The sequence below is a fragment of the Bradyrhizobium sp. USDA 4011 genome, assembly GCF_054063415.1.
This window is the reverse complement of record NZ_JBSSGG010000001.1, coordinates 1303821-1318982: the sequence shown is the minus strand read 5'-3', so window position 1 is coordinate 1318982 and position 15162 is coordinate 1303821. Positions and strand designations below refer to the sequence as shown.

At 62.3% G+C, this 15162-nt stretch carries 12 protein-coding genes; 10 read left to right on the top strand and 2 right to left on the bottom strand.

Translation table 11 applies throughout. From position 1 onward, the window contains the following. Positions 1 to 20 precede the first annotated feature (20 nt). Positions 21 to 956 (bottom strand): hypothetical protein, encoded by a 936-nt coding sequence (locus ACVW1C_RS06250; protein ID WP_456757655.1) that lies wholly within the window; start codon positions 954 to 956, stop codon positions 21 to 23. Positions 957 to 1151: 195 nt separating this feature from the next. On the opposite strand from ACVW1C_RS06250, the gene ACVW1C_RS06245 reads away from it, so the two are divergent. The 4 genes from ACVW1C_RS06245 to galE all read left to right on the top strand — a co-directional run bounded on the left by ACVW1C_RS06245 (position 1152) and on the right by galE (position 4591). Next, positions 1152 to 2387 carry a glycosyltransferase family 4 protein gene (locus tag ACVW1C_RS06245; protein WP_207840830.1) on the top strand — a complete coding sequence of 412 codons (1236 nt, stop codon included), beginning with the start codon at positions 1152 to 1154 and terminating at the stop codon, positions 2385 to 2387. Positions 2388 to 2402: 15 nt separating this feature from the next. Next, positions 2403 to 3065 (top strand): nucleotide-binding protein, encoded by a 663-nt coding sequence (locus ACVW1C_RS06240; protein ID WP_456757654.1) that lies wholly within the window; start codon positions 2403 to 2405, stop codon positions 3063 to 3065. Positions 3066 to 3198: 133 nt separating this feature from the next. Continuing rightward, a complete protein-coding gene (locus tag ACVW1C_RS06235) occupies positions 3199 to 3456 on the top strand; it encodes a hypothetical protein (RefSeq protein WP_456757653.1) in 258 nt (85 codons plus the stop codon). Between the two features lie 139 nt (positions 3457 to 3595). Beyond that, the gene (gene galE / locus ACVW1C_RS06230) at positions 3596 to 4591 is read left to right on the top strand and encodes a UDP-glucose 4-epimerase GalE (RefSeq protein ID WP_456757652.1); all 996 of its coding nucleotides are present in this window, start codon (positions 3596 to 3598) and stop codon (positions 4589 to 4591) included. 88 nt (positions 4592 to 4679) lie between these two features. Here the strand turns inward: galE and ACVW1C_RS06225 are convergent, their stop codons facing one another. Continuing rightward, positions 4680 to 5033 (bottom strand): VanZ family protein, encoded by a 354-nt coding sequence (locus ACVW1C_RS06225; RefSeq protein ID WP_456757651.1) that lies wholly within the window; start codon positions 5031 to 5033, stop codon positions 4680 to 4682. A 355-nt stretch (positions 5034 to 5388) separates the two neighbouring features. On the opposite strand from ACVW1C_RS06225, the gene ACVW1C_RS06220 reads away from it, so the two are divergent. From ACVW1C_RS06220 to ACVW1C_RS06195, 6 genes are all read left to right on the top strand, one after another. Beyond that, positions 5389 to 6051: a response regulator transcription factor gene (locus ACVW1C_RS06220; RefSeq protein ID WP_092125249.1), complete on the top strand. Its 663-nt coding sequence runs from the start codon at positions 5389 to 5391 to the stop codon at positions 6049 to 6051. 218 nt (positions 6052 to 6269) lie between these two features. Continuing rightward, positions 6270 to 7646 (top strand): ATP-binding protein, encoded by a 1377-nt coding sequence (locus tag ACVW1C_RS06215; RefSeq protein WP_456757650.1) that lies wholly within the window; start codon positions 6270 to 6272, stop codon positions 7644 to 7646. Between the two features lie 956 nt (positions 7647 to 8602). Then, the gene (locus ACVW1C_RS06210; protein ID WP_456756671.1) at positions 8603 to 9895 is read left to right on the top strand and encodes an IS701 family transposase; all 1293 of its coding nucleotides are present in this window, start codon (positions 8603 to 8605) and stop codon (positions 9893 to 9895) included. A 634-nt stretch (positions 9896 to 10529) separates the two neighbouring features. Continuing rightward, positions 10530 to 11756 carry an HWE histidine kinase domain-containing protein gene (locus ACVW1C_RS06205; RefSeq protein WP_456757649.1) on the top strand — a complete coding sequence of 409 codons (1227 nt, stop codon included), beginning with the start codon at positions 10530 to 10532 and terminating at the stop codon, positions 11754 to 11756. A 281-nt stretch (positions 11757 to 12037) separates the two neighbouring features. After that, positions 12038 to 12208 carry a hypothetical protein gene (locus tag ACVW1C_RS06200; RefSeq protein ID WP_456757648.1) on the top strand — a complete coding sequence of 57 codons (171 nt, stop codon included), beginning with the start codon at positions 12038 to 12040 and terminating at the stop codon, positions 12206 to 12208. A gap of 1235 nt (positions 12209 to 13443) precedes the next feature. Further along, positions 13444 to 14838 carry a hypothetical protein gene (locus tag ACVW1C_RS06195; RefSeq protein WP_456757647.1) on the top strand — a complete coding sequence of 465 codons (1395 nt, stop codon included), beginning with the start codon at positions 13444 to 13446 and terminating at the stop codon, positions 14836 to 14838. Positions 14839 to 15162: the final 324 nt, after the last annotated feature.

Below are 15162 nucleotides of genomic sequence, written 5' to 3'. Positions count from 1 at the left end.
GCCCTTGTCTGCCCGCATGGTCAGCCCGCCGTCTTGACGGCGTTCTGCCGGCTCCGGAACACGCGTACCCGTCCCTCGAGGCGCGGTGCCTCCTGGCGCGGCATCGGGGGAGCGGGTTCAGCGTGCCTTGGCTGCCGGGGGGCGAGGGGCGCCGCCTGCGCCCGGTGCTCTTCGAGACTGAGCTTGAGGCCCACCAGGGGTTCCCGGCCCGAAGGGCCCGATACCACAATCCGGTTCCCGGTCACGCGCAGGGCGGGAGCTCCGAGGAAGATGGTTTCGGCGGCGATGGCGTAGCGATCCGCGCCGGGGCCCGTGGCTTCCAGCGAGAACCCCGTGATGGCCAGTGCGCGTCCCCGGGTTCCGGCAAAGGTTCCGAGCGGAACGAACTGGTTGTCGCCGCGCTGCGGCCTGGCGAACTTGACCGCATATTGCAGGTTGAGATCGTACGGCTTGTTCGGCCATTCGAGGGAAATTCCCTCGATTCGGGCCGGCGCGGCCGGTCCGGCAATCCACGTATTCGGGCCCACCGTCACGTCACCCAAACCCGCGACATGCGCGAGCAGCTTGAGGTCGCTCAGCTCGTCGGGGCCGGACTCGGGCTCGTAGGTGTCGAACGGCCGGCTGGCCGGCTGGCCGATCGGCTGCACGGCCGGTTGGCCCTGGCTCAGCGGTTCGATCTTGATATTGGCGGCGGTCGAGCCGCCGGCGCGCCCCGCCGTGACCTCGACGATCAGGCGGCTTGGCCGGGCCACCGACACGACCAGCGCGGTCTCGGGCGCAAACAGGGTTCCATTGGCCGCGTCGGGCCCGGTAATAATGTTACAATTGTTAAGGCTCGCGCGATCCGCGTAGACGCGCACTACCGGAGGTGATGTCCTGTCTTCCGCGCTATTGTAGCGAACCAGGAAAAGACCCCGTGCCAGGTCAATGGTTTTCTGCTGAATCTGTTCGTTCATGGTCGCCTGCGAGCCTAACGGAATGGGTCGATATGTTTCTCACAGTGTGCCCCAAAAATTGGTGTGATAGAAGGGGGCTTAATGTTAATCCGATGAGATAGTTCGCACGTGCATATCGAAGACACCCTGCCGGTCATGATATCGAGCATGACCCCAATCGACGACCGCGCGGCCGGGGGGCGCGCCCGCCCGCCAATGAACGTCCTCTTCGTCCACAACAACTTTCCAGCCCAGTACCGCCACATTGCGCGTGCGCTCGCGGAGCAGCCCGGAAACAAGGTCGTTGCGGTCGGTTCATCGACCGCGAGCACGACGCGGGATATCCGGCTGCTGAAATATTCGACGACCAAGTCGGACTCCGCGATGGTCCATCCCTTTGCCCGCCGCTTCGATGTCGAAGCGCGGCGTGCCGAAGAGGTCCTGTATGCGCTGTCGTCGCTGTCGGGGCAGGGTTTCGTGCCCGACCTGATCTTCGCGCATCCCGGTTGGGGTGAGACGCTGCCGCTGCGCACGATGTTTCCGAAAGCGCGGATCATCCTCTATTGCGAATTCTACTACGGCGCCGAGGGCAGGGACGTCGGCTTCGATCCCGAGTTTCCGATGACGGGCCTCGACGGCAATGTCGCGCTGCATCTGAAGAACGCGACGACGCTGCTGGCGCTCACGGAATGCGATTCCGGCGTGTCGCCGACGCCATGGCAGAGGTCGACCTTTCCCCGCGAGTTTCAGAGCAAGATCGATGTCATCCACGAGGGCGTCGACACCGACGAGGTGAAGCCCAATCCCGTCGCCAGGTTTCAGCTTCCGAACGGCGCGACACTGTCGGCGGACGACGAGGTGATCACCTACGTCTCGCGCAATTTGGAGCCGGTGCGCGGATTCCATGTCTTCATGCGATCGCTGCCGAGGATATTGGCTGCGCGGCCGAATGCGCAGGTGGTGATCGTCGGCGGCAGCGGGACGTCCTACGGCGCGAATCCGCCGAAGGGCTCGAGCTGGAAGTCGATGTTCCTGGACGAAATCAGGTCGGACATCGACCTGCGCCGCGTGCATTTCCTCGGCCGGATTCCCCGGGAACAGTATCTCGCGCTGCTGCAGATCTCCTCGGTGCACGTCTATCTGACCTATCCCTTCGTGCTGTCATGGTCGCTGCTGGAGGCCATGAGTGCGGGATGTGCGGTGGTGGCATCCGACACGGCTCCGCTTCGCGATATCATCTCGGACGGCAACGGCCTGCTGGCGCCGTTCTTTGATACTGATGCGTTGTCGGATCAGGTGGTCTCGGTGCTGTCGCGGCCGAAAGCCTTCAAGAAGATGCGGATGAAGGCGAGGAGCTTTGTGCGAGACAATTACGACGCAAAGCGGGTCTGTCTGCCCCGGATGCTGACGCTCGTCGATGAAGGTGTCCTCCCGCGCACGCACGGGGGATAACGCCAGGAGCTAGCGATGCCGCTTGTCATCTCGGTTGCCCAGCGCAAGGGCGGGGTCGGAAAGACGACTCTTGCGGTCTTGCTGGCTGCAGAACTCGATCGGCGTACGGGCTTGGTGGGACTGGTCGACGCCGACTCGCAGGCGTCCGCCTGTCACTGGGCCGAGCCCGGCAATTTGTCGTTCCCCGTCTACCAGCTTGATCCGGAAACCCGCCCCGTTGCCGAATGGGCCAGGCTGATGCGCCAGATTCCGCATCAGATCATCGTCGTGGATTCCGCGCCCAACGACCGGGTGCTGGGCGCCGTGCTCGCGGTCGCCAATATCGTGCTGATGCCGTGTACGCCGTCGGGCCTCGACATCGAGGCCACCGCAAGGACGCTCGACATCGTGCGTGAGGTGCGCGCGACGCGGCGAACGGCGCTCCGTGCCATGATCGTGCCGAACCGCGTCGACCAGCGCACGCTCGAGGGTCAGCAGCTGATCGAGGAGCTGGATACGCTCGACGAGGAGATCGGGCCGATGATCGGAAGCCGCTCGGCCTATGTTCGCGCCGTCGCGCTGGGACAATCGGTTGCCGATTTCGCCAGCGGTACGCCCGCTGATATCGAGATCAAGACGCTCGCCGATCTCGTCATGAGCTGGTGCGGGATCGCACCGCGGCAGCACGTGACGGTCTAGCTCTAACAAGATGCGCCGGCCACGCCACTTCTCGTATAAGGGATGATGAAAATCGCACGTACACTGCGCCAACACTCCGGAACGATTGGAGGCGTCACCGATTGATGCCGGTCCAACCCATCGAGGCTTCGACGTGAAGCTGGCCGGCCTTTTCATGATCGCAACGCTGGTCGTCGCCGCAGCCGGTCCGCTGCTTGCACAGGGCACCGGTCGGACCACCCAGGACGCAACGCGCTACTCGATCGACGGTCCGGGCGGCGGTGTCCCGACATCGCGGCCGCAGGCGACCCGGCCGGTCCCGCCGGCAACACCGGTATACCCTTATGGAAGGCCACCACGGCACGCCGCGCCGGTCGGGCAGCAGACCAACATCCCGCTGCGGGCGCGTTAACCGTCGTTGCGCCGGTAAATCCGTTCGGTCTTAACGCTATTCCCGGCGTTATTTTGCTGCGCCGGACGGAATGTCGTACCCATGCGATCATTGCGTTGGTTGAGGCGCGGGATTGGTCCGCGCAGGGACGGCATTTTCGATGGCGAGCAGGGGTTCGATCCTCATCACGGGCGGCGCGGGATACATCGGATCCCATTGCGCCAAGGCGGTCGCCGAGGCCGGGTTTCTCCCCGTCGTCTACGACAACCTCTCCACCGGCCATCGCAATTTCGTGCAATGGGGACCGCTCGTGACCGGCGACGTCGCCGACCACGTCAAGATCGCCGCCACCATCCGCGAGCACGATGCGCTCGCCGTGATGCACTTCGCCGCGTTCAGCGCGGTCGGCGAGTCCGTCGCGGATCCGCAGAAATACTTTGGCAATAACGTTGCCGGCACGCTCGGTCTGCTGCGCGGCATGCGTGAGGCAGGCTGCGACCGCCTGGTGTTTTCCAGCACCGGCGCCGTCTATGGCAATGCCGGCCGCGATCCCATTCCCGAAAGCGCCGCGGGGCCGACCGTCAATCCCTACGGCCGCTCCAAGTTCATGATCGAGCAGATGCTCGATGACTATCGCGCCGCCTATCAGTTCAAATCGGTCTGCCTGCGCTACTTCAACGCCTGCGGCGCCGATGCATCCGGCACTATCGGCGAGCTCCGCGATCCCGAGACGCATTTGATTCCGCGCGCGCTGATGGCGCTGCTCGGGCACGTGCCGGATTTCGCGATCTTCGGCGAGGATTATGAGACGCCTGACGGCACCGCGGTGCGCGACTACATCCATGTCGACGACCTCGCCGCCGCCCATATCGCGGCGCTCGAGCTGTTGTTGAAGGGGGGCGCCGGCGGTGTGTTCAACCTCGGCACCGGCACCGGCTATTCGGTGCGCGAGGTGCTCGACGCGATCCGCGCCGAGACCGGCGAAGCGGTGCCGAGCGTGGTACGCGAACGCAGGGCCGGCGATCCGCCGATCCTGGTCGCCGATCCCTCCAGGTCGCAAGTCGGCCTCGGCTTCAAGGCGGGCCGGTCGGATCTCGGCTACATCATTCGCTCGGCCTGGGCGTGGCACCAGAAGGCGCATCCGCGCCGGCGATAGGGCATGATCCGGAAAGTGCGAAGCGGTTTTCCGCCGCGACGAACGCGGGACGCGTTTGCGCGGAGATCATGCCCAAAATGGCGGACGACTAGGCCGTGTCCGCGCGCGACCTCAGCCGGCCGAACTGGCTGCGCAGCATCAGCAGGAAGAGGTGACCCGCGCCGACGCCGGCAAGACCTCCCGCCACCTTGACGATCGCGTCAAGCAGGCGGCCGTGACGGTCCGGTGTCAGCAATTGCATCGCTTCGAGTGTGAACGAGCTGAAGAGGACAAAGAGCACGATCAGCGCGGTACGCCGCGGGTAACCCAACACAAAGGCCATTGCCATCACTGCAAACGCGGCGAAGCGCTCGGTCTGAGGGGGAAAAAACGACGGACGGTCCTGGATCGGCGACAGCGTCACGAACGCGATAAAGGCAAGCGCAAGCCAGCCCGCAATCACGCCGAACCTCCGTATCTGTGAAATGTGCAACAAAGTATTCCCGGTCCTGTACCGCAGGCGACCCCGGGCTGGATTAGCGCATCACCCGTGTCAGCGACATGGAAATGGTCGCCGAAGGTTAACTTGCCCGCCGACTGTGACCGACATGACATCGGTATCAAAATACCCGATACTGAAACCCAATCCCGCTCGGCGCGCATCTCTTAGCGGGAACCGGTCGCGCTTGCGCGGGTTCCCGGGATGGTGCACCTGACGAAAAAATAAGGTTTCGCCTGTGGCTCCATTCATAGGCCGTTCACGGCCGGGAGCCTCATTTGATGCCGGAATATCGCAATGCTCACTCTCGGAGGCCAAAGTGCGTCTGCTCGTCGTTGAGGATGACCCGGATCTGAACCGCCAGCTCACCACCGCGCTGACGGACGCCGGCTATGTGGTCGATCGCGCGTTCGACGGCGAGGAGGGGCATTTCCTTGGCGACAGCGAGCCCTACGACGCGGTCGTGCTGGATATCGGCCTGCCTAAGATGGACGGTATCTCGGTGCTCGAGGCCTGGCGGCGGAACAAGCGGGTGATGCCGGTGCTGATTCTCACCGCGCGCGATCGCTGGAGCGACAAGGTTCAGGGGTTCGATGCCGGCGCCGACGACTATGTCGCAAAGCCCTTCCATCTGGAGGAGGTGCTGGCGCGGATCCGCGCGCTGCTGCGCCGCGCCACCGGGCATGCCCAGGTCGAGCTGACCTGCGGGCCGGTGGCGCTGAATACCCGGACCAAGCGGGTCACCGTCAACGGCAACCCGATCAAGCTGACCTCGCACGAGTACAACCTGCTCGACTATCTGATGCACCACACCGGGCGGGTGGTCTCGCGCACCGAGCTGGTCGAGCATCTCTACGACCAGGACTTCGACCGCGACTCCAACACCATCGAGGTGTTCGTCGGCCGCATCCGCAAGAAGCTGGAAGTCGATATCATTCAGACTGTTCGGGGCCTCGGCTACATGCTGTCGCCGCCGACCTAAAGCGTTTTCGAGCGAAGTGGATACCGGTTCGCTCGCGGGAAGAAAACGCGACCAAACAAAAGGATGAGGGCATATCCTGTTCAATCGGATCATGCTCCTAGAGTGCTTGATCGGCGTATACGGGCATTGGCATGATCCGCGCTGAGAGAACTGGATTCGCCAATGTTTGAATCCCTGATGTCTGTTGCCGCTGACACGCTGTTCGAGCCCGTGCTCTGATGGGCGGCAGCTCGCTTGCGACTCGCCTGTTCGTCTCGGCGACCGCCTGGGTGGTGGTGATCCTGGCGATCACCGGCGTCATCCTGTCGTCGGTCTATCGCGACGCGACCGAGCGCGCCTTCGATCGGCGGCTCAATCTCTATTTGCGCACCCTGATCGCCGAGGTGGCGACGCCGGACGAGCCGGCGGACCGCCAGTTCCAGTCGCTCGGCGAGCCGCTGTTCGACCTGCCGCTGTCGGGCTGGTACTGGCAGATCACCCGCACCGATACCGAAAAGGGCGAGACCCGCGCCTCGCGCTCGCTGTGGGACAAGAAGCTGCCGAAGCTCGAAGAGCACGGCGCCGAGCTGACTGCCGCCGGCGTGCGGCTCGGCTATGTCGACGGACCCGAAGGCCAGAGCCTGCGCGTGGTCGAGCGCCCGGTCGACCTCGGTGCCGACGGCAAGTTCCTGGTCAGCGTCGCTGGCGACGCCACCGAGATCTTCGATGAGACGCGCAGCTTCGACTATTATCTCGGCGGCACCTTCGCAGCCCTCGGCATCGTGCTGCTGCTGACCACGATCTTCCAGGTGCGCTACGGCCTCGCGCCGCTCAAGCGCATATCGGATGCGATCGCCGACATCCGCTCCGGCCGCGCCGAGCGGCTGGAGGGCCGGTTTCCGGTCGAGATCGCGCCGCTCGCGCGCGAGACCAACGCGCTGATCGACGCCAACCGGGAGATCGTCGAGCGCTCGCGCACCCATGTCGGCAATCTCGCCCATGCGATCAAGACGCCGCTGTCGGTGATCGTGAACGAAGCCGGCGCGCATGCCGGCGATCCCTTTGCCAGCAAGGTGCTCGAGCAGGCCGACCTGATGCGCGACCAGGTCGCCCATCACCTCGAGCGCGCGCGGATCGCCGCCCGGGCCACCATCGTCAGCACCATCACCGACGTCGCCCCCGTCATCGAAGCGCTGCGCCGGACCATGGAGAAGATCCACAGGGATCGCGACCTCGCGATCGAGGCGAAGGCCGACCCGGCAGCGCGGTTTCGCGGCGAGCGGCAGGACCTCGAGGAGATGGTCGGCAATCTCGTCGACAACGCCTGCAAATGGGCGGCTTCTCAGGTTTTCATCGAGGTCAGCGTGGTCCCGCCGGAGGCCTCGGGCGCCGGGCCCAGGCTGCGCATTGTGGTCGACGACGACGGACGCGGCCTGTCGGAGGCCGAGCGCGCCCAGGTGTTGCGGCGCGGCCAGCGGCTCGACGAATCGAAGCCCGGCTCGGGGCTCGGCCTGTCGATCGTGACCGATCTCGCCGGCCTCTATGGCGGCAAGCTCGCCCTGAGTGACGCGCCGATCGGCGGCCTGCGGGCAGAGCTCGTGCTGCCGGCGGTGTAGACCGGGATGAAATTAGATTGAAGCACTACGGCCACGAACACTTTCACCTCTCCCCGACGGGGAGAGGTCGATTTGCGCAGCAAATCGGGTGAGGGGCCGGGTAGGACGCCCGAGGCTGAATGTCCTACCCATCAATTGCTAAAGCCGGAAAGGCTCGCGCCGGAACAATGCTAAGCCATGTTGGTTAGCAGGCAGTCTGGGGCAACGGTGCCATGTGCGAGAAATGCGACGAACTTGACGAGAAGATCGCACATGTGAGGAGGCTATCCCAACCCGCCCTGGACCCGCTCACATTGGACCGCTTCGCAGCCCTCTTGGATCAATACGAGAGCGAGAAGAAAGCTCTCCATCCGGAAGAAAATGAGTAAAGGCCGCCTCACTTGGCGGCCTCTTTCTTTTTGATCTCGATCTCGGCTTCGTTCCCGCCCATCATGGCGTGATCGCAAAGACCTACAGCATAACGAACCTGGCCGTAAAAGAAGCCGCGCGCCGCGACAGCCCCGCCGAAAGGCGCCCACGGAACGAGACCAACTGATGTGGCTAAGGCCCCGAGGGCACCAGGTATTACGGCGCAAACCTCACGGGGATTAGTGGCGGGTCGAAGAGGCAGCCGAGCCGATGATATTCCACTCTCTCCAATGGGTCGGATGAACCAGCACGGGTCGATTTGAATCGGCCTTCACCCAACCGCCGAGAACTCGGCAACAGGGGAAGATAAGCGCGTGCAGGCCGTCCGAGTCCACTACGGCCAATTCCAGCACGCGGTTGAACGGCGCGGTTTCAATATGGTGCCAGATCATAAAAGAGAGAATAGAGCAGCCGGTTGCGTTGGATGTTGACGCCGATCAACTGACTGATGCTTGTCCCAATTTCATTTTGCGAGCGTCCCAATTAGCACTACTTTGGCAGAATGTCGGTTTTGCCTTGCTTTATAGGATTCCCGAATCAATTTTTCAATGATTCATGGGTGGTCGGCTCTTGGAGGGCTGACCATGGCGGGATGGGAAGACGAACTCGAACGTTGGCTGATGCCGTTCTTGGACCGGCTGGGTCATAAGACTCGGCAGCGGATGTGTCCTCTGTATGTTGCGGGACTAATCGGTCCTGGCGATCGCAAGAGCGTTCAGCCGATGGCGGAGCGCCTTGCCTCGGGCAACTACGATCAGCTGCACCATTTCATTGCGGACGGTGTCTGGGACGCGACGCCGCTGGAGACGGAGTTGCTCAACCAGGCGGACCGACTTGTCGGCGGCAGGGACGCGGTGCTGGTTATTGATGACACCTCACTGCCGAAGAAGGGCGAACGCTCGGTTGGTGTTGCGCCTCAATACGCATCGGCTCTCGGCAAAACGGCAAATTGCCAAACGCTGGTGTCTTTGACGCTTGCGCGCGGCGAAGTGCCAGTGATGGTCGCGTTACGTCTCTTTCTGCCTGACAGTTGGACAAGCGACGTATCTCGTTTGAAGCGCGCTCGCGTGCCAGTCGAACACCGAACGCCACGGTCCAAGCCGGAAATTGCGTTGGCCGAGATTGACCGCGCGATGGCAGCCAACGTGCGCTTCGGATGTGTGCTGGCGGATGCAGGATACGGACTTAGCGCACCATTTCGACAAGGGCTAACAGAGCGCGGGCTGGCCTGGGCTGTCGGCATCCCTCGGCACCTGAAGGTGTATCCGGTCGACGTGAAGCTCATTTGGCCGATTACCAAAGTCCGCGGGAAACCACGAAAGCACCACGTGCCCGATATCTTATCGATTGCGGCAGAACAAATGTTGGCCAGCGCCAAATGGAAAGCCGTGAGTTGGCGCAGCGGGACGAAAGGTCGGCTGAAAGCCCGATTTGCTGCTCTCCGTGTCCGCACCGCCGACGGCCCTCCGCAGCGGATATGGGATAAGGGTCAGCAGCATCTCCCGGGCGACGAAGCTTGGCTCATTGGCGAGCAACGTGCCTCGGGGGAAAAGAAATACTATCTCGCCAATCTCCCTGCGACGACGGATCTGCGCACACTGGCCGCCACCATTAAGGCAAGATGGATTTGTGAGCAGGCGCATCAGCAGTTGAAGGAGGAGCTCGGACTTGATCACTTCGAAGGGCGATCCTGGCAGGGTCTTCATCGCCATGCCCTGATGACAATGATTGCTTACGCCTTCCTGCAACATCGTCGCCTCGCATACGCGGGGCGGAAAAAAAAGAATCAACGGGCCTCCGCCTCAGCCAACCATGCCCGCCGTACGTCACGCCATCGTTGATCTCATCCTTCGACCCCCGCCTCAGCAGTGCCCATATTGCCGAAAGAAAATCCGTGAAAAACAGTGGCGCAAACACATTCTGCCAAAGTAGTGTTAGGGCGTGGACTCATAAGCGCGCCGCCACCCGACCTGCCGACAATCCCGACGAAACCGTCGAAAATGACCCGTGGAGGACGGCCTCGAACTGATCAGAGGCGGTCTGTCCCTATCTTCCAAACGCACGCCCTTTGTCTGTACGATGGAGGAACAGGTTGATTGGATCGGTGGAAGATGGGCAAAGGCAATTCGCACAGCGTGCGATCAGCACGTCAACGGCTGGTGCTTTGTCGCTTGATGATTGACATCATGAGGAGCTTGCACGGAGCTTACTCCCCGCCAACTGAGCCGTTCGGCACCCGGCTGGAGACGTTTTTCATAGGACTGTGTGTAGCTCTTGGGCAGTTCGAGGAGAAACCATTTTCCGTCGCAAAGATTGCAGCCTACATGCGAGTGCCACGCACGACGGTCATACGCAGATTAAGTCGGCTGCAAAGCTGGGGTCTCATCCATCGTGAGGGACGCCACTATTATATGGATCAGAAGGCCCTCAATTCTCTTCTGGGACTGCGAAGCTATCGGCACATACGCCGCCTCCTTGATAAATCTGCCCGGCAACTGTCCGTTTTGGACACTTTGCCGGATTGACGGTGGCACGCCGTTCATCGAACATCGGCCACACGGGCTTGATGTGCGTATTGGCGCCGAAGCCGTTTCCCTAATTAAACCCTTTCGCACGTCGCGATTTGAACGCGTCACGGAGCCAGCGATGCTGTTTGCCCATGCCTTCGACAGACCCGACCTGCTTGGCAGAATTCGCCGCTTTCGGAAAAATCCCGGTCACGTATACGGCGCTGCGTTCGGGCTGGTTTCTGCCGCGACCTTGATAAGGTTAGGCTTGCATCAAGAGCTTTCCAGCGCGTCGCCGTTTACGGTGTACAGTCTGGCGACGCTCTGTATGGCTCTTGCCGGTGGGTTCTACCCCGGCATGGTGACCTTGGCGGCATCGCTTGTGACAGGCGCAATCCTGTTTCTTCCGCCCGCGTTCAGTTTTACGCTCGCGGAGGGAGCCGGTTGGCCACTGGTCATGTTCGCGCTGTTCGGTGGTATCCAGGTTATTCTGGTTTCGGGATTAATTGCGTCCATCTTGTTGCACGACGAGCATCAACAATTTCTGTTTGGAGAATTGCGCCATAGGTCTCGGAACCTGTTCGCAGTCGTGCAGGGAATCGCTTCCAGAACGTTGATGGAAAGCCAATCGCTTTCGGAGGCCAAACAGGCCATCGAAATGCGGCTGGCAGCCCTGGCGCGTACCCATGCGATGCTTGCGGATAGCGGATGGACCGGGGCGCCCCTAGAACAGATCGTTTCGGAAGAACTGACGAGCTTTGCCCGTCAGGTTAGTTGCATCGGCTGCGGCTTGATGCTGAACACGCCAGCGGCACAAACCTTTTCGCTCATCATCCATGAGCTTGCCACGAACGCAGTTAAGCACGGGGCGCTCTCACGGCCGGAAGGGCGGATCACCATACAAGGCAGCATTCGATCCTGTGAAGGAGGTGAGCTGTTTGAATTCTCCTGGATCGAAAGTGGGGGACCTCCGGTGCAACGACCGCAGCGCGTAGGATTTGGAAGCTCAATTCTGAACGGAATGGCGAAGCGGTTCGCCCAACAGGTGGAAGCATCCTATCGTTCGGAAGGACTTGTGTACGAACTTCAGGTGCTGCTCGGGACTGTCCAAGGTTCTCTCAAACCAATCTTGGCCCGCCAGTCTCCGAAAGCAGCTGATGCGGAATTAGGCCAAACCAGCATGTCTCTGCAATGACACATAAGTCCGCTGTGGCCCATCGCGGCATATTGCATTGCCGCACGAGCTTGGTCGAGTCACGCCGACGATTTTATGGGTGCGCGGCCTGGAACGCACCCTCCGCTCGCAGGTGCTGTCCGTTTTGAATCCCTCGTGCGGTACGCAATCTGTTCTTGCCCATGATCTAGATCGAAGGATTTAGATCCGATCCCGGGTTTTCCGTGGGTGAACGAAGTTCCAGAAGTCTATTGCGCGGCCTGTTCCCCGTGCAATCATCCCCCGATCTCGGGAGACGGCCCATGAAGGACATGCAGGCGCACTTGGAGAAGCTTCGTGTCGAGGCGGAAGAGTGTGAGCTGATCAGCAAGCTGGCAACCAATAAGACCAAGAAAGAACTGTTCGCCAGGTTGGCCGCACATCACCGGACGCTGGCCGATGAGGTCGAGCGGACCATGAAGGAAGCCCGATAGGAACTTTGCGTTCCCATGTGGATTTACAGCTCCGTTCCCGTAAGGAACTGAGCGAGGAAAAAGGGTCACATGGGCCAAATTCGACGTCGGGTCAGACATACCAATTCACTTGAAGCGCGCCTTATTGAGAGAGCTAGAGAGCTACGCGAACAGGCCGCAGCGCTCGCCCCAGGTATCGAGAGAGAAGCGCTCCTTAAGCTGGCCCGGCAAGCTGAGGCTGGAGCTAGCATGACCGAATGGCTGCGCGCTGGGGGCTTCAAACATCCACGACCTAAGAGCTCTTTGCCGGCGTCACCATCAATCGCGTCGTAGACAAACAACATAATATACTTGCCCCAACGGAGCAGGCGGGATCGCGCTGAATAGTGGACGCGACGAAAAAGTGCTTGCCCGCCTCACCAGCAGCGCGCGTGACGCGCAAGTTCACTGTAATTGATGGTGGAAAGCCGGGATGGCGCAAATTGCAAGTCAGCTTGAACTACGAGGCCCGGCGAAGGCCGAACCTTTCTTGTTCACCCCAAAGAAACGGCCCCAGCGCCGGGGGAACGCTGAGGCCGTGTCCAAGTGCTGTCCGTCTTGAGCACCGGACCACGCGACAACGGAACGTCACCGGGGCTGTTCCTAACCGTGAAAAAGAACCGGCCCCAGCGAGGGGTGCAAGCCGGGGCCGAGTTTGCATACGTCATCCGACGCAACCGGCGGCGACGCCGGACGTAAAACAACCGCCAGCCGATACGCCTCGTTCCAGTGGCGCGCAGAGAAACGGCCCCAGCACCCTTGGAGGTGATGCTGGAGCCGTTCCTTATTCCCATTCTCACGCCGAGCCGTCGGTTGCCGATAATTGGCGGCCCCTTCTGGGCTTGTAATTTGATCTTAATGAAACGCGCTGCCCAGTCCTGAAAGCATCGAATCAGCTGGCTGTTCCAGAAATCACCTGTGTGAATCGAACGCAAATAAAACGCGAATAAACTGCCACTTCTTCCCGGGTGCGTGACAAGTGTCCTGGTTCCCGGAGCAAGTGTCCGAATTAGGACAGCACCGCTTGCGGGAGAGGCGAGGGGCGCTCGCGCACAATTTTCGCAGACATCATATGCGATTTGCCCTGCGGAGCCGGCGCAGCCTTTTGGGCGGCGTTGCCGTCAGTATTCCTAAACGGCTTCTTAACGCGCCCACCTCTATCATCCCGGGCGGACGGGCTGCGGCGGTTGCCGGGCACCTAGCTTTCACGACCGGGCATGAGCCAGAAATCGACCGAGCGGCTGAGGGATTATCTCGCGCAGCTTCCGCCGCAATCGCAGGCGCTGCTGATGCGGGAGCTGGAGCGCGCCGTCGAACGCGGCGATGATGTAGCGATCGCCAATCTGGTCCTGGAGCAGCTGCGCAAGATCGTGCGTGGGGTCGAGCAGGACGAGCAGATCCAGCCGCGCAGCGACGATCCAGCGCGGCTCCTGTTCCGGCCGCTCGAGCCGTTCCTGGCCGAGACCAATTTCCCGACCCGACCGGGTCAGCTCCGGCGCGCCTCGCTGCTGCCGATCTGGCAGTGGCTCGCCCGCGAGGGCGCGCCCGAGGCCGCCCGCGAATTCGAGACGGCACTGGCGGCTGCCTCGGAGAGCGGCCCGATGGAGATCGCCGCGCGCAAGTTCCAGCTGGCGGCCGCGGAAGCCATCCTCAAGATCGCGGGGCCGACCCAGGACGACCGTCAGCGCGCGCTGGCGCGCGTCGGCCCGCCGACCGTTGTCGAGGACCTGCTGCCGATCGGCCTCGTCTTGCAGGCCCGCGAGGCCCTGGAAACCCTGGGCAGCCGGCTGCCGAGCCAGATCAGGGTGTTTTCCGATTCCCAGATCGCCTCGGCGATGGAGGCGCTCAAGCTGCCGTCGCTGCAGACGCCGCAACTGCTGCCGTTCGCATTGTCATTGATCGCGCAGCGGCTCGCCGCGCCATGGCAGATCATCCGCCTCGCGATCAAGATGGCGGCCTCCGACGACGAGCTGCGGGTCGCGGCAACGCCGTACGGCATCGCCGTCACCATCGCGCTGCATGACCTGTCGTTCGTCGCGGCCTGCCTGCGCACCGATATCAAGCGCGGACATTTCGATTATGTCGGCGAGCAGCTCAAGACCCTGCATGACGGTGTCCGCGGCCTGCGCACCGAGCTCGACCTGCGCAACGATTCCACCTGGGGCCGCCAGCTCACCTCGGTTCGCGCCGATACCTCCAACGCGCTGCAATCGGAGATCGACAGCGTGCCGGGCCGGGTCCGCCGCATCCTGCGCCAGCGCGCCGACAAGGACATCACGGCCGGCGCCAAGATCGATGCATCCGAGGTCGAGGACGCCGCCGCCCTGATCGATTTCGTCGCGGTGTGCCGCACCTATGCCAGCGAGCTCGCCATCAACGAGGTCACGCTGCGGACCTTCTCGGACCTGCAACATTATGTCGAGCAATCGACCGAGGGGCTGGTGCAGTCGCTGCGCGGCGGCGATGCCCGGGTCCGGGCGTTCCGGCAGCAGCAGGTCAAGGCCGCGATCCGCTTCTGTGAGGTGCTGTTCGGCCATGACTACGCTTCCTTGATGAACAGGGCGGCTGAGAATGCCGTGACCGGCGAGCGCAAGTCGTCCCGCGCAGGGTAGGGAGATCGCGGGCATTCTCGACGGCAAACCGACGGCCGCCAGGTCGGGACGGCAAGCGCTTGCGCAATTTCGGAATAATGGAAGTGTGGCGCTGATTTGCCCGACGTGTCAAGTCGGCATTCGAGCGCCGGCGGCCGCCCGCCGGCGCCTTTGCATGGGGTTGTTTTCGATATTTTGGTAGCGCGCGCCTTCGCCCCGAAAACGCCGTTGCAATACCGCTGGAGCGGCGCCGGAAGTCGCCCGATTCCGACCTTCGGTCGATCCAGTAATTGTCAATTGCCGCGCTTGGCGCCGGTAGTGTAAAGCGCTTCCCAGGCGGCTTGC